Source organism: Shimia sp. R11_0 (assembly GCF_017744035.1).
Taxonomy (GTDB): domain Bacteria; phylum Pseudomonadota; class Alphaproteobacteria; order Rhodobacterales; family Rhodobacteraceae; genus Shimia; species Shimia marina.
The window spans coordinates 232,116-249,553 of the sequence record NZ_JAGHQY010000002.1 but is presented as its reverse complement, the minus strand read 5'-3'; the positions used below and the strand labels follow the sequence as shown (position 1 = coordinate 249,553).

The following is a 17,438-nucleotide window of genomic DNA, read 5'->3' as shown; positions in this document are numbered from 1 at the left end:
GCGCCCGGGCAGACTTGGGCGCATGTGTGATTTTGCCTGTGAGAGATGGTGAAACTGGTGCGCAAATACGGCGTTTCTGCGAAGCGCCTTTAAAAATCGACTTAAGCTTTGCCGCGTGCGCGGTCTTCCGACGTGGCATTTCCGGCATCGCGCCAGCGATTATGAGTCCACATCCATTGGCCTGGGTGTGCCCGGATTTGCGCCTCTAGGCTTGCGTTTACGGCCTGCGTCATCTCCTCGGGCGTGCTGCGCGCGATAGCTGGTTCCGTAACAACCTTGTAGCTGCCGTCAGGCTCGCGGACACCATAGACCGGTATCAGCGGTATGTCATATTTCAGCGCAAGTTCAGCTGACGACAAAGCCGTGCGTGCGGGTTTGCCCATGAAGGGCATCACAGGCGCATTTTTGATGCGTTGATCTTGCACGATACCGACAAAGCCGCCGCTGCGCAGATGTTTGATCATGCTGGACATACCGCGGCGACCGCGTTCAAACATCGGTTCCCCAAATTTGGCCATGGCCTCCACGTAATGCGCGTTAAAGAAGGGATTGTTCATCCGCTTGTAGAGCACACCAATGGGGATGCCATTTGCCAAAAACGCCCCACGCGCAGCAAGATAATTGCCAAAATGCCCGGTGACCAAAAGGCCGCCTTTGCCCTCCGCTTGCGAAGCTTTTGCGATCTCCAGTCCGGGGCCAAGGATCGGGGTTGTCGCACAACGTGCCAGAAACTCATCGGGCGAATAGGTTTCCATAAGCATGCGGCCCATGGTCTCTGGTGTTTCGCGCACAATGGCTTCGACCGCATCCTGGGACAGCTCGGGCATCACCAAGGCAAGGTTTTCGCGAATGCGGCGACGACTGCCCGTGAGTGGGGCCAGAACTTTGGTGGCAAATTTCCCAGCAAGCGCGATGCGCTGTTCATAAGGCAGGGTGCGCATGGTCGCGAGGAACCCACGGATGAAGACGTCACTCACACGATGAGAGAATTTGCCCTGCGGTGCGTCCATGGTGGGGATGTTCCTGCGTTGCATCTGTCCAAAATTCAGTTTCGTATTTAGGTTCTGTCCTGCGCACGCGCAAGCACATTGCCGCGTTTGCGAAGGCATCCCCGCCACATTGCGCACGGGGATTGCAGGGCGAGGGCTAGTCTGGCATTGAATGAAGCAAAGCGGTTTAAAAACAATGGAGAGACAGGAATGATCCTCGGACATATCGGAGCGCGCAAAGGCTCCAAAGGCGTGCCGGGCAAGAACTTCAAGGATCTCTGCGGCAAGCCGATGATTGACTGGTCTCTCGACCAGCTGCTTGAGCATCCTCAAGTTGAGGCAGTGGTCGTATCCACAGATGATGAGGCCATCTATGAGCATGCCATTGCCAAGGGCGCCTTGCAGATTGGTCTGCGTCCCGCGGAACTCGCAACAGATGCCGCGCCCAAATGGGGTGTCTGGCAACATGCCATGGCGGCAGCGGAAGCTGCGGCCGGGCGGGCCGCCACGGCCTTTCTGGATTTGGATTGCACCTCACCTCTGCGTCACAGCAGCGATATCAGCGGGGCGATTGATCTCTTTCTGAAAGAGGCGCCGGATATGGTGATGAGTGTCTGTGAGGCGCGCAAGAATCCCTATTTCAACCTTGTGGAACCGGATGAAACCGGAGCTTTGCAGGTCAGTAAACCACTGCCCGGCGGGGTCTGGGCGCGGCAGGCCGCGCCAACTGTTTATGAGCACGCCGCCTCAACCTATGTGGTTGCGCCAGAGTATCTGCGCCGTGCCAAAACCATTTATGAGGGGCGTGTGATCCCGTTTGAAATGCCGCCAGAGCGCTGCATTGATGTGGATTCCCCCTTTGATTTCAAGCTGGTCGAGATGCTTCTGCGTGAAGAGCTTGGTCAAGACGGCTGAAGGAGGCCAGACAGAATGGACAAACAATTGGACGGGCGCACAGTCTTTATCACAGGGTCCGGCGGTGTGCTGGGCTCCACCTATGTGCGGCGCATGCTGGAAGTCGGTGCCAAGGTTGTGGCCACCGATCTGCCCGGCGCACGCGCGGATGCCCTCAAAGAGGCGCATGGCGATAATCCGAACTTTGGCTACTACGACCTGAACGTGGGTGTTGAAGAAGAGGTGGTTGAGATCTTCAAGCGGGTGATGGCAGATGGCTGGCAGCCCAATGTGGTGCTCAACAACGCCGCCATCACGGGCGAGATGTTGATGGGGGCAGGCAAGCCGTTTCCGGATTTTGCCGACACCAGCGTCGAAGACTTTGAGCGCACCATGCGCACCAATCTGACCGGTGCGTTCATGATCGCGCGCCAGATGGATCGCGACATCGTGGGCAAATACCCAAGCGCTTTGATCAATGTGGCGTCGATGTATGCCCTTAACGGTGCGCATCACCCGATTTATGACGGCATGCCGTTTAAGAACTTCTCTGCCTATGGCGTGTCCAAAGCAGGGATCCACGGCATGACCGTCTGGCTTGCAGGCTATTGGGCCAAGCGCGACGCCACGGTGAACACGATTTCGCCGGGCGCGGTATTCAACGGGCATTCCGAGGAGTTCCAGAAGCGCGTGGGCGCATTGATCATGCAGGACCGCATGGCGCAGCCTGATGAGATTGCGGATGTGATGCTCTTCTTAGCCAGCAAACACGCAGGCCATATGACCGGTCAGATGGTCAATGTGGATGGGGGCTTCTCCGCGTGGTGATTGCGGTCATCGGTGCAGGCTCGATTGGCAAACGCCATGCGGCCAATCTGGCCGCATTGGGCGAGGCTGTTGAGCTGATCGGCTGGCGCGGGTTTGACCGCGCCGCATTTGAGGCGCGTCAGGATATTGAGGCGGTGGTGATTGCCACCTCCACGCCGATCCGGCTGGAGCTGATCGAGATGTGCGCGGCGCGGGATTGGCCGTTTTATGCGGAAAAACCGCTGGCCTGGCGTGTGGCGCAGGTGGAGGCCATTCACGCTGCTGCCGCCCCTGTGGCGGCGCGCTCCATGGTGGGGTTCATGATGCGCTATCACCCGGCGGTGCGAGCACTGTCGGCCCTAGATCTGAGCCAGACCTACGGGTTTTCTTTTGAGATCGGCCATGACGTGCGTCAGTGGCGGGAAAACTGGTCTTTTGCCGGGAGCTATGCCGCCGAGCCTGAAGGCGGCGGTGTCTTGATGGATCTCTGCCACGAAATGGATCTGGCGCTGGCGGTAATGGGCCCGCTGGAGATTTCTGATGTGCGGGCACTTGCACATGAGGATTTTCCGCAGATTGATTTTGCCACCCGTGTGGATGTTGTCGCGGCCTCTGGCGCGGTGGGCACCATTTCGATGGATTATGTCTCACCTGTCTCGTTGCGCAAAGCCGCGTTACGGGGCGCAGAACGCGTTGTGGATTTGGATTTCCTGATCCCCACCTTGTCCGAAGATATGGGGCAGGGGGCGCAGGTCACGCCGTTTTCCTTTGAGCGCAATGACATGTTCATGAATATGATGCGCGATTTTCTGGCGCTTCTACGCGGGCAGGAGACATCCGGCAACCCGCTTATGCCCCGATTTGACAAAATGCGCGACAGCAGCCTGTTGATTGCGCGCGCTTGGGAGGCGCGGCGCTTCACCGGTGTTGTGGATATGGATATGTCCTAAATGCTCAAGCCTTTCAGGCGTTGTCCTGAAAGGCTTTTTGCAGACCTTGGGTCCAGAACGTGTCGCTGTTGAGCAGATCCACAAAGCGATCGGCAGAGCGGCCTTCGCCAAAGCCGGTGTGTGGCTGATGCGGCGTGCCCCATTGGTTTTGCAAAAATGCCTGTATTGCCGCACTGTCCTCTGCGGCGCAGGAATACACCGATCCGGCCTGTGCGCGGTTGGTCTGGCGGGTTCCAACATCCAGTGAGGGCAAGCCCAAAAAGGGCGCTTCGCGCACACCAGCGGAGGAGTTGCCAATCATACAGGCGGCGTTTTTCATCAACTCTGAGAAGTGGTTAAACCGCATCGACGGGAACTGACGAAAGCGGTCTTTGGGCAGCTGTGACAGAACTTTGAAAATGTCCTCTGAACCGGGATCATTGTTGGGCGCGATCACCACATAGTTCTTTCCGGATGCCTCAAGTTCTGCAAAAAGCGCTTGGGCCTGTGCGCCCATCGTGGCTTGCTCGGACGTCACCGGATGGAAGGTCACCAGCCCGAAGTCATCAAAGGGAATATCATAGTGCGCTTTCACCTCTTCCAGCGTGACACCAGAAGGCCCAGCATGGAAATCCAGCTCTGGTGAGCCGATCACATGGATCGCCCCCTCAGGTTCTCCCATGGCCATGACCCGTTTCTTGGCGGCATCTGAGCTGACAAAATGATGGCTCGACAGCTTGGTGTTGCAGTGGCGGTAGATCTCATCAATCGTGCCGGACACCTCGCCGCCCTCAATATGCGCGCAGGGAATGTAATTGGTTGCCGCCACCAAAGCGCCCGCCAGCGCCTCAATCCGGTCGCCATGAACCACCACCATATCCGGGCGTGTCTCTGTCACATAATCAGAAAAGCCGACCACGGTTTTGGCCAGAATGATGTCCTGCGGATCACCGGGGCGCTGATTGAGAAACTCATGTTTGGTGACACCGGGCATGCGATGCACCTCAAGCTTGGTCATGCCATATCGCGCCAGCATATGCATGCCGGTGATGAAAAACGTCACATCAAAGCCCGCATCCCGCGCAGCGATGGCCAGAGGCTCCAACTTGCCGAAATCAGCGCGGGTGCCGGTGAGGAAGAGGAGGGATGTCTTCATTTGCCTATCATTGAGAGCTTGTTTGGTTGAGCGCAATTTCGAGCTTATTGCGGGCCCACGTATTTTCTTGAAGGTGTTTGGTGTTACCGCTCGATCGATCATACTTCCAAGATGTTGAAATTTGTCGACAGTGCAAGAAGTAGAAGTCATCCTTGCTCTTGAAAAAACGCCGGTCGATATAATTCAAATTGTGCACCTTGAGAGCCAGTTTCGATAAGATCGAGTCCGTGTGAATTGCGTATTTCGTAGGGCAGGGTTTGTCATCGGTGCAATACAGAAAGTGGTCTGAGTGCATAGGTCGTTGTCCGCGGTCAGTTGCGTAGTACCACTCTCCGGGAAATGTCATGTATCCAAAGGGCTTCTGGCGTATCTTGTCATAGATTGAGTTGTCTTTTCGAGACATAAGCAATTCATCTACATCCAAGTTTAGAAAAACGGAATTGCGCATTCCAAATCTCCAAAATCCGAGATTGAGCATGGCCACTTGCAAAAATTTTGCAAGGCTCCAATGCGTGCAGTCGCCTTGACTGGGGCCAAAGGGCAATGGTGCGTTCAGGATGCGAATGTGTTTTAAGTTATTGATTGAAGAAAGGCATTCAAGGATGTCTTCAAGATTGTAGGTGTCACTGTCGTTGTCGATGATGACAATTGTATCCGTGCCATGCTGCCGTACGTGAAACTGCGCCCAATCCTTGATCCACTCCAGTGGATTGTCTTTTGACATTGTGAACAGGATATTTGCGTCGGAGATAGTTGTATCGCGTGTATTTACTCTGGCTGTAACTTCGGCATTTTTTGACATCACAACACGAAAGATGTTGGGCTTTGACACCACTTTAAATACCGCAACATCAAACTGACGCCCTTCGATCAGACGGTGAATTTTGATCGGCGTATCGTCAAACAGAAATGACGATGCCAGAAAGGCATGTTTTAAATTGAAAAGCTTCGGCATGAAGACTTTCACTAGCCCGCTTTGGCTGCAATGCACCACATCATAAAACAGTGTTGTCTGATCATACGACTGCCAAACGTTCTCATCGCGGATCTCGCAACGTGTCGGCAAAGCACGCGTCAGTTCCAGTTCAGGAGGAACCAGGCCGAAAGAAAGGGTTTGGATCTGCATGCCACACATTGCCCAGATAGCGATAGTTGAGAGTGTTCAGAAGACTGACGCTATGTTAGGTCCTTATGAGAGGGCAAGAGCATTCCGTTTTTCATGAGCCACCATGCGCGCCGGAAATAGTTCGCGGCCTTTAGGCGATAGTGTGGCAGTCTTTTATGCCATTTAGGCTTGCGGACTTGGTCCATTTCACGGCCAGTAATCGTCGACACTCCACCGTCGTCTGGGTGACTGCTAAAAGGCTCGAGACCCATCTGGCGGTAGTCATGTACAAAGAAACGGTTAAGTTCATGGTCCATCGCGCGTGTTTGTGGCCAAATTTTAGTGCAGAGTTTTTCCGCAACAGATCGTTTGATGAGGTAACACGCATTACCTGTAAACGGCCCCAAGTAAGCATTCAGACGGTATGCCCCCAATGCTCCCTGAGAAATAGGCATTTTTGCGCGAATGCAGTTGAAACGTATCAGATCCCAATGCTGCTGGGCGTCCAATGCAGTCTGAAATGCAGTGGGGAAATCATCATGAAAAATTACGTCATCTTCTAAAATCAATGCGTAATCGTGATCTGACTGCAGAAATGCTTCCCAGACAGAAACATGGCTTGCATAAACCCCCATCTTTCCCGGCAATAAGCTTTGCCCCATGTTGCGAGTGTAGGCCGCCTCATCAACATTTTTTTTCAGCTCTAGCGCTTGTTCTTTGCCATTGATCGCCGGAAAAATCGTTGCAGTTACTCCCAAATCAGCGAGCTGCTTCTGCATCTTCTCCAGACGCTTGCTGTCCTTGGGTAGGTTTATCAACCAGATGCCCAAATTGTCCGGCACGTGCATCACTTCAAATCTTCCCACTTCAACTGCGTGTTGCGTGTGACCGCCCGTGTCAGGGTCTTGCCGACCACTTTGTCAAAGTCATAGCCCGGGATTTCGCCTGAGCCCGGACGGCGCGCCCAGATGTCTTGCTCTGTGATCACGTGACCTTCTGGCAGATCCTTGTCAGCCACCACAGAGGCTCGCGCAAAGGCATAAACCGGTTCTTCGGCCTCAGTGCGCTGTTTCGGGTTATTTGCGGCAATCCAGATTTCGCGGGAGCGTTCAATCAAGAAACGCAGCTCTGATGGGTCCATCGAATTGATGATGTCCGGGCCCTGACGATAGCGCGTATCGGTATAGTGCCGTTCCAGAATGCAGGCACCCAGCGCCACGGAAGCGAGCGCCATTTCCGGCCCAATAGAGTGATCGGAGAAGCCCACCACTGCATTTGGGAAGGCCTCTTTCAGATCGGTCACACCGCGCAGCGAAACGATTTCAGGCGGCGAGGGGTAGAGGTTGGTGCATTCCAACAGCGCATACTCCACGCCTGCCTCTTCGAGGATGGCGACAGAGCGTTGCATGGTTTCAATGGTTTGCATGCCGGTGGACATGATGACCGGTTTGCCAAAGGAGGCGATATGGCGGATCAAGGGCAGATTGTCGGCCTCACCGGAGCCGATTTTGAACGCCGGAACGCCCGCCTCTGCAAGGAAATCTGCGGCTTTGCGCGAGAAGGGCGTGGAGATGAAGATCATGCCCAGCTCTTTCGTATAGCGCATCAGCTCCAGCTCATCCTCGGCGGACAATGCGCATTGCTCCATCACTTCCCAGATCGAGACATCTGCATTTGGTGGGAAGATCTGTTTGGCCTCATCTGTCATTTCATCGTCGACAAAATGGGTCTGATGCTTGACCAACTCGCAGCCAGACAGGGCCGCAAGACGCACCATTTCTTTGGCGACAGAGAGATCACCGCCGTGATTGATGCCGATTTCTGCGATAACGAGGGGCGGATGATTTGGGCCAATCTCTCGGTTGCCAATACGCATGTCGCTTCCTTTCTAATTGTCGCAGCACATTTTTCTGACTGCTATCGTCTCTGAATTGCGCTGTAAAGCGGGCGCCTGTGTGAGCCAGTGGTCAAAGCGGCAGAGCGCCTACATGCCCAGCACCAGATCTGCGCGTAGGCCACCCAGAGTTTCACTTTCGCCGAGGCGCAGAATGCCACCATGGGCGCGGGCCACATCGGCGGCAATGGAGAGGCCCAGACCAACGCCAATCCCCTTGTTCTGATTGCGTCCGGGTTCCAGTCGGGCAAAGGGTTTAAGCGCTTCTTCGCGTTGCGCAGGCGAGATGCCCGGCCCATCATCCTCCACGCGAATGCGCAGATATCGATCTGTGATCTGGACAGAGACTTGGGCGCAATTGGCATAGCGCACCGCGTTGCCGATCAGATTTTCAACGGCGCGCCGGACCGTGGCAGGGCGCAGCTCCACCTCACCGCTGCCCTCTGTTGAGACAAGCGCAACATCCGCGCCGCTGCGTTTGAAATCTTCAACAATTTCGGTTGTCAGCACGACAGGGTCGACTCCTTCGGTTTCATCCTCATAGACCCCGCGGGCAAAGCTCAGAAAGGCATCCAGCATGCGTTGCATTTCTTCGACATCGCGTTCCAGCGGTTCCCGATCCACATCATCCAGGAGGGATAGACCAAGCTTGAACCGTGTCAGCGGCGTGCGCAGATCATGGCTGACACCCGACAACAGAAGGGTGCGTTGCTCCATCTGGCGCTCAATCCGGGCACGCATGTCCAGAAAGGCGCTGCCCGCTGCGCGCACTTCGATCGCGCCACCGGGGGAATAAGCAACCGAGCGGCCGCGCCCAAATGCCTCTGCGGCGACGGCCAAGCGTTTGATTGGGCGCAATTGGTTTCTCAGATAGAGATAGGCCACAAATGTCAGGACCGCGCCGAAAAAGACCATATTTACAAAAAGCTGATGTGAGTTTGAGGCGGAGACACGGTCGCGATCAAAATCCAGAATCGCCGGCCCATCAGGCAGGTCCAGATGTAAGAAGACCTTGCCATCCTGTGCCAGCTGCACCGCCGTGACCTGAGGCAGGGAGGCGCGAAATTCTCGCGAGATGATAAAGGCAGAAAAATCATACCAGACGCGCGTATCCTCATAACTGAGTTCTGTGGGGTAGGTGACCGCCATATCCAGAGTGTTTAACACCGTGGGCAGCGCATCGGGCACGCTCTCTTTGACGGCGACGGCATCAATAAAGAGCTGCACCTCCCGCGCAACGGCCCGTGACATCTGTTCTGTCACCCCTTCGAAATGCCGTGTGACAAGGCCGAAAGAGACCACGAGTTGCAGCAAAACCACCGGCAGGATCAGGATCAGCGCAGCCCGCCCATAGAGACTGCGGGGCATATAGCGTTTGAGCCAGCGAAAAAACATGCCTACACCTTGGCGAAAGATATTCTGAGAGGATGACCATGGACGCCCATATTCTGGCTTTCAACCCTGAACCCGGAAAAGCCGAGCAATTGGCGCCAAATCTGCGTCGCATCCTCGCGCCTAATCCGTCGCCGATGACCTTTCGGGGGACCAACACCTATCTCATTGGAGATACAGAGCTTGCCGTGATTGATCCGGGGCCAGATCACCCAGACCACCTGAAGGCCATTCTGGCAGCAGTGACGCCAGAGCAGACAATCACACATATCATTGTGACCCATGCCCATCTGGACCATTCCCCTCTGGCCAGGGCGCTCTCGGACGAAACTGGTGCGCCGGTCTATGCTTATGGGGATCCCGATGCCGGGCGTAGTGCGGTGATGCAAGCCCTTGCGGACAGTGGTCTGGCTGGTGGCGGCGAAGGGGTGGATCTGGACTTCATGCCAGATCGTGTGGTCTGCGAAGGCGAGGTGCTGCGGGGCAGGGGCTGGGCGCTTGAGGTGATTCACACACCCGGCCATTTTGGAAACCATATTTCTCTGGCGATGGAGGATGTCTGTTTCTGCGGAGACCATGTCATGGGGTGGGCCAGTTCTCTGGTGTCCCCACCAGATGGTGATCTCACCGATTTTATGGCGTCTTGTGAGAAGCTTTCTGCGCGGCAATGGCGGGTATTTCACGCAGGCCACGGTGCTCCGATAGAAAACCCATCAGAGCGCTTGGCGTGGTTGATGGCGCACCGCAAGGGGCGGGAGTCTGAAATCCTGGCAGGGCTGACCAGTGGGTCAACCACCGCAGAGGCACTGGCTTCGGCAATATATAAAGAAACTCCTGCCGCGCTACTGCCAGCTGCCACACGCAACGTTTTTGCTCACCTCGTTGATTTGCATGGTAAAAAGCGTGTCTCAGTGCGGGATCAGCTCGCCGCAGATGCGGTTTTTGAACTGCTGTAAAAGTTTTTTGCGGAAATTCAAAAAACTTCAAAAAAGCCTCTGGACGTCTCTGAAATCCAAAGCTATACCCCGCCACATCTCCTGAGGCAGCTCAGAGATAGATGTTCCGGCGTAGCTCAGCGGTAGAGCAGTTGACTGTTAATCAATTGGTCGTAGGTTCGATCCCTACCGCCGGAGCCATAAAAAGCCCTTAAGTCGCAAAGACTTGAGGGCTTTTTTGTTTTTCGCAAGCTTGTGGTCTGAGGTGAAATTTCTTCCTGCAATTGGTGAGAAATCCTCTGGACGTCCCCAAAAAGCGCGGCTATACCCTGCGACACCTTCTGAGGCAGCTCAGAGATAAATGTTCCGGCGTAGCTCAGCGGTAGAGCAGTTGACTGTTAATCAATTGGTCGTAGGTTCGATCCCTACCGCCGGAGCCATAAAAAGCCCTTAAGTCGCAAAGACTTGAGGGCTTTTTTGCTTTTAAATCTTCAAATTTTTAATGTTTGGAGGGAAACTCTGCGTCTTTCTGTCTCGGCCCATGTCCGCTCTTCAGTTCGGGAGTGCTTTGGAAAGCTTGTCACGATCTACTAGAAGCGCCCCATAGCGTTGGGTCACGGCACCGTTTTGGGTGAGCGCTGAAAGCACCGGACCAACACTGTTGCGGCTCAGCCCCGCCATCTCTGCGATTTCCGCCTGTTTGACATTGATCTCAACCTGTTTCTGATCCGCTGGGAACTGATTAGCAAGGCGCAGGAGGGTGCTGACCGTCTGGATCCATTTGTCAGATCCGCCGCGAATGCAGGCCAACTCAAGCGCATGGTCCATATGCCCGACTGTGATTTCTTCGAGCCTACGCCAGGTTTCCGGATCCTTTAGCACCAAGTCACGCAGACCTTTGGATGGAATGACCAGGATCTGGCAATCGACACGGGCAACTTGCTCTACGCGTCTGGCGCTCTGGGTGGCAGCGGCGGCCTCGCCTGTCCACCAGCCGGGGTGGGCGATGTAACAAAGAAAAGGGGGGAAGGGCCCGGAGGCGATAAAGACATTTAAGGTCCCGGAAGCGAGCCCAAGAATGCTGCCGCCCGGATCTCCTAAGGATGTCAGCCGCTCACCGGCTTTCAGGGGGCGCAGTTCACAGATATCGCGCAAGTTTTGCACAAAGGACATTGGTTGCCGGGAGAGCCAACCGCTACGCGCGACGCTCTCAATTGCTTGTTGTAAATTCATATTTTTTCCAAAGTGCCCAACGGTGGGCAATCTCTTCCTAAGGGAGGCTGTAGGCTTTGCACAAGTGATTCAATCGGAGTTAGACGCCCATGATGTCCCGTCGCGCATTTCATGCTTTGGCCGCTTCTGGTCTTGCCCTTGGTTTGAGCCATCGCGCCCATGCGCAAACCGCAGATTCTTCCGCGCCACAGACCTCTCTTCCGGCGGATGGTCAGGGCAAAGAGCCGCGTGGGGGGCAACCCCCCGCCGGGGTAAGCGCCTCTGTCGGAGACTTTGGCTATCAACTGGCTTATCAGCGTGCTTTTGAATTGTTGCTTTGGGCCATGCCCGCGCAGGCGATTTATCGCTTCCGCGCCGCTGCGCTCGAAGATTTAGGCCTCAGGGACAATGATATTCTGGCATGGTCCGCTGCGGCGCCCCCCAATCTGGAGGCCACAACCGCCAATTCCAGCACGCCTTACATCACAGCCTTTTCTGATTTGCAGGCCGGCCCGCTTGTGCTGGAGGTGCCTACTGCTGGTCCGGAGGGCAGCCTCTATGGTCAAGTGGTGGATGCATGGCAATATACGATTGCCGACGTAGGTCCATCAGGGATGGATCAAGGCAAAGGTGCAAAATATCTCTTCACACCACCCGGATATGAAGGAGACGCGCCGGAAGGCTACATTCATGTGCCATCCCCCAACTATCGTATTGCCTTTGCATTCAGGTCGGTGCGCGCCGAAGGCAAAACCACCGAAGATGCCTACGCCTATGCTAAAAAGCTGCGTATGTATCCGCTCGCGCAAGCGCAAAACCCACCTAAACAGCGGTTTTTTGATCCAATCGAGAGTGGCTATCAAACTCTGCCGTTCTTTGATGAGCGGGCTTTTGAAGACATGTATCATGTGTTTACGGTGGAGCCGCCTGAGGACAAACACAAAGTCATGCTGGGCATGATGGAAACACTGGGGATCAAGAGGGGGAGGCCCTATGCGCCAAATGACACTGCAAAGAAGGCCATGCGCCAAGCAGCCATTGACGTCTGGTACGCTATGGAAGCCTGGTTTGACGCCATTCCTAAGGAGAAGCTCTACTGGCCGGATCGTCACTATGCCTCACTTCTTCTGACCGATGAGAACAAGCGGTTTACTTGGGAATATGACGATAGGATCGACACTTATGAGCGCGCAGCGGAGTATTTTTGGTGTACCTACATGCCAACGGAGTTATCCGACGCTCCGGCAACGCAATATATGATGGGACTGGCGGACAATACTGGCGCGCCGCTGATGGCAGGCGCGACGTATCGGTTGGATTTGCCCGCAGACATGCCCGTGTCGCAATTCTGGGCGCTGACGGTCTATGATCGCGCTACCAAATCGTTCATTTACACGGAGGAGGGGCGCACGACACTGTCCTCCTATGATATTCCAAACATGGTGAAAAATGACGATGGCGGTGTGAGCTTGTTTGTTGGTCCAGCCGCGCCGGAGGGCATGCAGAGCAATTGGATCCCAACGCGGGGCAAACGCCCGCTGACGGCCCTGCGCCTCTATGGGCCCACAGAAGACTTCAATCAAAAGCGATTCAAATTGGCAGATTTTGTGCGGATCAGCTGACCAGCGGTGCCGGTCTGTCATGTAGGCGTTCTTTATTCCAAAATGCGCAAAGGTGCCGTCACGGTATGTGGCACACCTCTGGCAGGCGCTTCAGCCCCCCTAGACTGACCATGAGTCGGTTTCTGTTTTTTGGAGGTTTCCATGAAATTTCAACTATCACTTATCTTGTCCGTGTTGGGGGTGATGGCCCATGCGCAAGAAGCCGATCTCGCCCAGCAGTTGGCAAACCCGGTGGCGGCCATTGTTTCTGTCCCGTTTCAACTGAACTTTGACGATAACATCGGGCAAGACGATCAAGGGTCTCGCACCACTGTGAATTTTCAGCCCGTCGTACCGTTCAGTCTGGACAATGGGGCCAATATCGTCACCCGCACGATTGTGCCTTATGTGTCTCAGGAGGACGTTATTCCCGGAACGTCGCAAAGTGGGCTTGCGGATGTGCTGTTCAGTGCATGGTATACGCAAACAACGGAGGCTGGGCTGACCTGGGGGCTTGGTCCAGTGGCCCGAATCCCAACTGGGTCAGATGTGTCCACGGAGACTTGGGCGGGGGGACTCACTGGAATTGCGCTGCAAGTTTCCGGGCCTTGGACATATGGCGCGCTTGCCAACCATATCTGGGATCTGGAAAGCAGCCCGACAACACCCACCAACAGCACATTTGTGCAACCTTTTGTCTCCTACACAACTGCCGACGCATGGACCTTCAGTGCCACCACGGAAAGTACGTATGACTGGGAGAATGATGAATGGTCGGTGCCCCTGAACGTAAATGTGGCCAAGTTGAAGCCTCTTGGCGGCGTACCTGTCAGCTGGATGCTTGGCGCGGGCTATTGGGCCGTGTCGCCCGATAACGGACCAGAAGGCTGGAGGTTGCGACTTCAGGCGCAGGTCGTATTGCCAAGAGGCTGACGGCCTGCGGGCCAAGCAAGATCTTGCCGCAGTTTACCCTACTAATACGAGCTCATCTGAGCACCGTTGGTACCAAAACCGTTCAGGCATTCCGATTGGGGCAGCCAAAGTGGCGATTCAGGGGGCAAAATCGTGTAAATGGCGGAGAGACAGGGATTCGAACCCTGGGTCCCCGTGAAGGGACAACGGTTTTCGAGACCGCCCCGTTCGACCACTCCGGCACCTCTCCGTCCGCATAGACCGTGGTCTTGGTGCGCCGTCGTTTACGCGCGTTCGTGATCACGTGCAAGTGGGATTTGCGTTGTTTCGCCTGCGAAATGATTTAGCCTGTGGCCATGGTTTCAGCTCTTGCCCGATTGGCCCCGCCCTCCGTGATCTCCCTGCGCGCCATTTTTGGCCTCTGCGCTGTATTTTTGCTCTGCTTGACTGGCATCGCAGGCGGCGCGCAGGCCGCAGATCGCGACCGGGTGGCGGCGTTTTTACAGGTCACTGGGTTTGATGTGGCGATTGAGTCAATTGCGCTTTCCGCCTCGGCGGCACCGGAAATGCTGGGATTGGCCGAGGAAGATTTTGGCCTTCAGTGGCAGGCGCTTTCTAAGGATGTGTTTGATGTTGAACTCATGCAGAATCGCGCGCTTGATATTTTGGAAGCCACATTGGATGAGGCTTTGTTGGCGCATGCGGCTGAATTTTATGCCAGCGACCTTGGCCAACGCCTTGTGGCGGTAGAGAACAGTTCGCATATGGGAGATGATATCGCCAAAGACACGGACGGGGGCGCATTGCTTGACGCGCTCAAAGCCAATGACGATCCGCGCATTGATTTGTTTAAGCGCATGAACCACGCGATTGATCCCAAAGACATTGGCGGGCAGGCCATGACTGAAATTCAGGTCAGGTTCCTTTTGGCGGCTTCTTATGCGGGGGTGATCTCTCTGCGCACGGATGAGGAGGGGCTGCGCGCGGCTCTCAATGAAAATGCAGAAGAGATTGCGCAGGAAATGGAACAGTCGTCTCTGCGCAATGCCGCCTATACCTATCAGGACTTCTCTGTGGAGGAGATAGCAGCCTATACAGAAGCACTGGAGCATCCGGATATGATGACGGTTTATGAGTTGATGAACGCGGTGCATTTTGAAGTGATGTCCAACCGGTTTGAAGCGCTGGCGCTGCGCATGGGGGAGTTGCAACCCTCACAAGAGCTTTGACGTTATCCGTTTGAGGGAGGGCGCAGAAGTTAAGGGTTGACTTGAGAGGTTTTCCACAGGATAAGCGCGCATCCGGCGTGAAGTGCAGACTTTGCGCCTGATTTTATTGTAACACAGCCCCATACAGGGGCGCGCAGTTCGAGGCGGCATGGTGTCAAAGCCTGCCACAACGCCAAATCCTTCAGGATGCGGGGCCACAGGACGCGATCAGATCGAAGGAATAGGACATGTTCGCAGTCCTGAAGACCGGCGGTAAACAGTATAAAGTACAAGCAGGCGACGTCCTGCGTGTCGAAAAACTGGCTGCAGACGCTGGCGAAAAGATTCAATTCAACGATGTGCTGATGGTTGGCGGTGAGTCCACCGTTGTTGGCGCACCTTTCGTTGAAGGCGCTGCCGTGCAGGCTGACGTGATCGACCAGATCAAAGGCGAAAAGCTGATCAAATTCGTGAAGCGTCGTCGTAAGCACAGCTCCAAGCGCACCGTGGGCCACCGTCAGAAACTGACACTGGTTCGCATCACCGACATTCTTGCCACCGGTGGTGACAAGTCTGGTGTGAAAGCTGCAATCGGCGCAGGCTCCGTGTCCGCTCCAGCCGCAGCAGCAGAAGCCAAACCTGCCAAAGCCGCTGCAAAAGCAGAAGCTCCGGCAGCAGCAGGCGACGACCTGACCGCCATCACCGGCGTTGGTCCAGCCGCTGCCAAGAAACTGGTGGAAGCAGGCATCACCACTTACGCTGCTCTGGCAGCCGTGGATGTTGACACCTTCGAAGGCGCCAAAGTGAAGCCAGAGTGGGTTGCGCAAGCAGCCGAACTGGCGAAGTAAAAGACGGATAGGAGACTAACGATATGGCACATAAAAAAGCTGGTGGTAGTTCCCGTAACGGTCGCGACTCCGCAGGTCGCCGTCTTGGCGTGAAGAAATACGGTGGCGAAGCCGTGATCCCAGGCAACATCATCCTGCGTCAGCGCGGCACCAAGATGTGGCCGGGCGAAGGCGTTGGCATGGGCAAAGATCACACCATCTTTGCAACCGTTGACGGCAACGTGAAGTTCCACAAAGGCCTCAAAGGCCGCACCTTTATTTCGGTTCTGCCAGTGGCGGAGGCCGCTGAATAAGCCGACCCAAAAGGTTATGAGACATCTAAGGGACCGGCAGCAAACGCCGGTCCCTTTTTCTTTTTGAGTATTGAGATACGCCATGAGCGTTGCCGTGATCAGTTTTAGCGTTTTTGCCGCAAGTCAGGTGGGTACACCTGGACCTGCGAATATGGCGCTTTTGGCAACAGGTGCGCGCTTTGGCTTTCGGGCGGCCTTGCCATTTGTGGCCGGAGTGGCTCTGGGCAAACAATTGATCATCTGGCCGATTGGCTTTGGTGTGATGGAACTCGCCGAGGCGGTGCCGGGGCTTTTTGAAGCGCTGAAATGGCTGAGTGTGGCTTATATTTTCTGGCTTGCCTGGAAGGTTGCCAATCTGCGCCTGACCACAGCAAGCACAGATCCGCAAACGCCGCCGGGATTTGCCGCTGGCCTTCTGGTGCACCCGCTCAACCCCAAGGCCTGGGCCATGATCGTGGCCGGATTTACAAATTTTGTCACACCGGGGACATCAGCCTTGATGGCCACGGCAACAATTGCCATCTGCCTTTTGAGCGCGCAGGCCGTTCTGCATCCGATCTGGACCTATGCCGGAGACCGGATCGCTAGACGCGTCGCAGGCACGCGCGGGGAAATTTATTTAATGCGCACATTGGCGGCCCTGACCGTCCTCTCTGTGCTTTATGTGGTTCTTTGAGGAGGAGAACGCGTATGAAACTGGACACAATAGTTAATCAACCCGTTGTCGATACCCCACGTTTTGCGCTGCGGCCGCTGCGCCGCTCCGATCTTGGTTTGATTGAAATGCACACGGCCGATCGCGAGTTGGCCCGTATGACCACCAGCATCCCCAACCCGGTGCCTCCCGGTGCCACCGAGGCGTTCATCGCGCGCGCGCAATCCGCAGATCGGGTCGAGGACGTCTGGGCCATTGATGGCAGTACCGAAGGCCATCCTGAGGTCATGGGCTTGATCAGCCTCACGCGCGTTGATGAGGGGCAGACCGAAATTGGCTACTGGATTGGCAAGGCGTTCTGGAACACCGGACTGGCCTCAGAGGCCGTACGTGCTTTGATCGCGGCCAACCCGCTGGAGAGCAGCACAATCTTCGCCTCCGTGTTTCAGGACAACCCGGCCTCTGCGCGGGTGCTGACAAACTGCGGTTTTCAGTATCTGGGGGATGCTGAAAGCTTCTCTGTGGCCCGCGATGCCACAGTGCCAACCTGGACCTATAGTTTGAAACTGGATTGAGCCTTGCGCGCAGGCAGGGTATGAGCGCAAAAC

The 17,438-nt window shown here is 55.5% G+C and carries 18 protein-coding genes and 3 tRNA genes; 13 read left to right on the top strand and 8 right to left on the bottom strand.

The window, feature by feature from the left end:
- Positions 1 to 101: 101 nt before the first annotated feature.
- Positions 102 to 1,010 (bottom strand): lysophospholipid acyltransferase family protein, encoded by a 909-nt coding sequence (locus J7382_RS05730; protein ID WP_209067922.1) that lies wholly within the window; start codon positions 1,008 to 1,010, stop codon positions 102 to 104.
- Between the two features lie 189 nt (positions 1,011 to 1,199).
- On the opposite strand from J7382_RS05730, the gene J7382_RS05725 reads away from it, so the two are divergent.
- Genes J7382_RS05725 through J7382_RS05715 form a run of 3 tightly spaced genes read left to right on the top strand, consistent with a single transcriptional unit; the run spans position 1,200 to position 3,640 of the window.
- A complete protein-coding gene (locus tag J7382_RS05725; RefSeq protein WP_209067920.1) occupies positions 1,200 to 1,904 on the top strand; it encodes an acylneuraminate cytidylyltransferase family protein in 705 nt (234 codons plus the stop codon).
- 15 nt (positions 1,905 to 1,919) lie between these two features.
- Positions 1,920 to 2,711: an SDR family oxidoreductase gene (locus tag J7382_RS05720; RefSeq protein WP_209067918.1), complete on the top strand. Its 792-nt coding sequence runs from the start codon at positions 1,920 to 1,922 to the stop codon at positions 2,709 to 2,711.
- Positions 2,705 to 3,640: a Gfo/Idh/MocA family oxidoreductase gene (locus J7382_RS05715; RefSeq protein ID WP_209067916.1), complete on the top strand. Its 936-nt coding sequence runs from the start codon at positions 2,705 to 2,707 to the stop codon at positions 3,638 to 3,640. The genes J7382_RS05720 and J7382_RS05715 overlap by 7 nt, the downstream gene beginning before the upstream one ends.
- A gap of 13 nt (positions 3,641 to 3,653) precedes the next feature.
- Here J7382_RS05715 and neuC read toward each other — a convergent pair whose 3' ends face one another.
- From neuC to J7382_RS05690, 5 genes are all read right to left on the bottom strand, one after another.
- Positions 3,654 to 4,775: a UDP-N-acetylglucosamine 2-epimerase gene (neuC, locus tag J7382_RS05710; protein ID WP_209067914.1), complete on the bottom strand. Its 1,122-nt coding sequence runs from the start codon at positions 4,773 to 4,775 to the stop codon at positions 3,654 to 3,656.
- Positions 4,776 to 4,782: 7 nt separating this feature from the next.
- Entirely contained in the window at positions 4,783 to 5,901 is a 1,119-nt protein-coding gene (locus tag J7382_RS05705) for a hypothetical protein (protein ID WP_209067913.1), read from the bottom strand.
- Between the two features lie 50 nt (positions 5,902 to 5,951).
- Positions 5,952 to 6,728: a glycosyltransferase family 25 protein gene (locus J7382_RS05700; RefSeq protein WP_209067912.1), complete on the bottom strand. Its 777-nt coding sequence runs from the start codon at positions 6,726 to 6,728 to the stop codon at positions 5,952 to 5,954.
- Entirely contained in the window at positions 6,728 to 7,756 is a 1,029-nt protein-coding gene (locus J7382_RS05695) for an N-acetylneuraminate synthase family protein (RefSeq protein WP_209067911.1), read from the bottom strand. The genes J7382_RS05700 and J7382_RS05695 overlap by 1 nt, the downstream gene beginning before the upstream one ends.
- Positions 7,757 to 7,864: 108 nt before the next feature.
- The gene (locus J7382_RS05690; RefSeq protein WP_209067910.1) at positions 7,865 to 9,169 is read right to left on the bottom strand and encodes an ATP-binding protein; all 1,305 of its coding nucleotides are present in this window, start codon (positions 9,167 to 9,169) and stop codon (positions 7,865 to 7,867) included.
- Positions 9,170 to 9,207: 38 nt separating this feature from the next.
- Here J7382_RS05690 and J7382_RS05685 point away from each other — a divergent pair, with 38 nt between their 5' ends.
- The 3 genes from J7382_RS05685 (at position 9,208) to J7382_RS05675 (ending at position 10,541) form a co-directional block, all read left to right on the top strand.
- Positions 9,208 to 10,122 carry an MBL fold metallo-hydrolase gene (locus tag J7382_RS05685; RefSeq protein WP_209067909.1) on the top strand — a complete coding sequence of 305 codons (915 nt, stop codon included), beginning with the start codon at positions 9,208 to 9,210 and terminating at the stop codon, positions 10,120 to 10,122.
- 105 nt (positions 10,123 to 10,227) lie between these two features.
- Positions 10,228 to 10,302: transfer RNA gene (locus tag J7382_RS05680), tRNA-Asn, on the top strand.
- 164 nt (positions 10,303 to 10,466) lie between these two features.
- Positions 10,467 to 10,541, top strand: a tRNA-Asn gene (locus J7382_RS05675).
- A gap of 112 nt (positions 10,542 to 10,653) precedes the next feature.
- Here the strand turns inward: J7382_RS05675 and J7382_RS05670 are convergent.
- Positions 10,654 to 11,334 carry a Crp/Fnr family transcriptional regulator gene (locus tag J7382_RS05670; RefSeq protein WP_209067908.1) on the bottom strand — a complete coding sequence of 227 codons (681 nt, stop codon included), beginning with the start codon at positions 11,332 to 11,334 and terminating at the stop codon, positions 10,654 to 10,656.
- A 92-nt stretch (positions 11,335 to 11,426) separates the two neighbouring features.
- On the opposite strand from J7382_RS05670, the gene J7382_RS05665 reads away from it, so the two are divergent.
- Positions 11,427 to 12,935: a DUF1214 domain-containing protein gene (locus tag J7382_RS05665; protein ID WP_209067906.1), complete on the top strand. Its 1,509-nt coding sequence runs from the start codon at positions 11,427 to 11,429 to the stop codon at positions 12,933 to 12,935.
- Positions 12,936 to 13,076: 141 nt separating this feature from the next.
- The gene (locus J7382_RS19915) at positions 13,077 to 13,847 is read left to right on the top strand and encodes a transporter (protein ID WP_247744859.1); all 771 of its coding nucleotides are present in this window, start codon (positions 13,077 to 13,079) and stop codon (positions 13,845 to 13,847) included.
- 139 nt (positions 13,848 to 13,986) lie between these two features.
- On the opposite strand, the gene J7382_RS05655 is transcribed toward J7382_RS19915, so the two are convergent.
- Positions 13,987 to 14,076 (bottom strand) — tRNA-Ser (locus tag J7382_RS05655).
- Positions 14,077 to 14,182: 106 nt separating this feature from the next.
- Between J7382_RS05655 and J7382_RS05650 the strand changes: the two genes are divergently transcribed.
- The 5 genes from J7382_RS05650 (at position 14,183) to J7382_RS05630 (ending at position 17,405) form a co-directional block, all read left to right on the top strand.
- The gene (locus tag J7382_RS05650; protein WP_209067905.1) at positions 14,183 to 15,055 is read left to right on the top strand and encodes a DUF2059 domain-containing protein; all 873 of its coding nucleotides are present in this window, start codon (positions 14,183 to 14,185) and stop codon (positions 15,053 to 15,055) included.
- A 227-nt stretch (positions 15,056 to 15,282) separates the two neighbouring features.
- Positions 15,283 to 15,882: a 50S ribosomal protein L21 gene (locus J7382_RS05645; protein ID WP_209067904.1), complete on the top strand. Its 600-nt coding sequence runs from the start codon at positions 15,283 to 15,285 to the stop codon at positions 15,880 to 15,882.
- 23 nt (positions 15,883 to 15,905) lie between these two features.
- Positions 15,906 to 16,175 carry a 50S ribosomal protein L27 gene (gene rpmA / locus J7382_RS05640; protein WP_058240812.1) on the top strand — a complete coding sequence of 90 codons (270 nt, stop codon included), beginning with the start codon at positions 15,906 to 15,908 and terminating at the stop codon, positions 16,173 to 16,175.
- Positions 16,176 to 16,257: 82 nt separating this feature from the next.
- Positions 16,258 to 16,851, top strand: a complete 594-nt coding sequence (locus J7382_RS05635; protein ID WP_209067903.1) for a LysE family translocator — start codon at positions 16,258 to 16,260, stop codon at positions 16,849 to 16,851.
- 14 nt (positions 16,852 to 16,865) lie between these two features.
- The gene (locus J7382_RS05630) at positions 16,866 to 17,405 is read left to right on the top strand and encodes a GNAT family N-acetyltransferase (protein WP_209067902.1); all 540 of its coding nucleotides are present in this window, start codon (positions 16,866 to 16,868) and stop codon (positions 17,403 to 17,405) included.
- The last annotated feature ends 33 nt before the right edge of the window (positions 17,406 to 17,438 follow it).

What these genes read in the sequence shown, in the direction of transcription:
- J7382_RS05645 (WP_209067904.1), top strand. Translation starts at nt 15,283, where the DNA reads ATGTTCGCAGTCCTGAAGACCGGCGGTAAACAGTATAAAGTACAAGCA.
- J7382_RS05695 (WP_209067911.1), bottom strand. Translation starts at nt 7,756, where the DNA reads ATGCGTATTGGCAACCGAGAGATTGGCCCAAATCATCCGCCCCTCGTT.
- J7382_RS05705 (WP_209067913.1), bottom strand. Translation starts at nt 5,901, where the DNA reads ATGCAGATCCAAACCCTTTCTTTCGGCCTGGTTCCTCCTGAACTGGAA.
- neuC (WP_209067914.1), bottom strand. Translation starts at nt 4,775, where the DNA reads ATGAAGACATCCCTCCTCTTCCTCACCGGCACCCGCGCTGATTTCGGC.
- J7382_RS05635 (WP_209067903.1), top strand. Translation starts at nt 16,258, where the DNA reads ATGAGCGTTGCCGTGATCAGTTTTAGCGTTTTTGCCGCAAGTCAGGTG.
- J7382_RS05720 (WP_209067918.1), top strand. Translation starts at nt 1,920, where the DNA reads ATGGACAAACAATTGGACGGGCGCACAGTCTTTATCACAGGGTCCGGC.
- J7382_RS05700 (WP_209067912.1), bottom strand. Translation starts at nt 6,728, where the DNA reads ATGCACGTGCCGGACAATTTGGGCATCTGGTTGATAAACCTACCCAAG.
- J7382_RS05730 (WP_209067922.1), bottom strand. Translation starts at nt 1,010, where the DNA reads ATGGACGCACCGCAGGGCAAATTCTCTCATCGTGTGAGTGACGTCTTC.
- J7382_RS05630 (WP_209067902.1), top strand. Translation starts at nt 16,866, where the DNA reads ATGAAACTGGACACAATAGTTAATCAACCCGTTGTCGATACCCCACGT.
- J7382_RS05725 (WP_209067920.1), top strand. Translation starts at nt 1,200, where the DNA reads ATGATCCTCGGACATATCGGAGCGCGCAAAGGCTCCAAAGGCGTGCCG.
- J7382_RS05685 (WP_209067909.1), top strand. Translation starts at nt 9,208, where the DNA reads ATGGACGCCCATATTCTGGCTTTCAACCCTGAACCCGGAAAAGCCGAG.
- J7382_RS05650 (WP_209067905.1), top strand. Translation starts at nt 14,183, where the DNA reads ATGGTTTCAGCTCTTGCCCGATTGGCCCCGCCCTCCGTGATCTCCCTG.
- J7382_RS05670 (WP_209067908.1), bottom strand. Translation starts at nt 11,334, where the DNA reads ATGAATTTACAACAAGCAATTGAGAGCGTCGCGCGTAGCGGTTGGCTC.
- J7382_RS05690 (WP_209067910.1), bottom strand. Translation starts at nt 9,169, where the DNA reads ATGTTTTTTCGCTGGCTCAAACGCTATATGCCCCGCAGTCTCTATGGG.
- J7382_RS05665 (WP_209067906.1), top strand. Translation starts at nt 11,427, where the DNA reads ATGTCCCGTCGCGCATTTCATGCTTTGGCCGCTTCTGGTCTTGCCCTT.
- rpmA (WP_058240812.1), top strand. Translation starts at nt 15,906, where the DNA reads ATGGCACATAAAAAAGCTGGTGGTAGTTCCCGTAACGGTCGCGACTCC.
- J7382_RS19915 (WP_247744859.1), top strand. Translation starts at nt 13,077, where the DNA reads ATGAAATTTCAACTATCACTTATCTTGTCCGTGTTGGGGGTGATGGCC.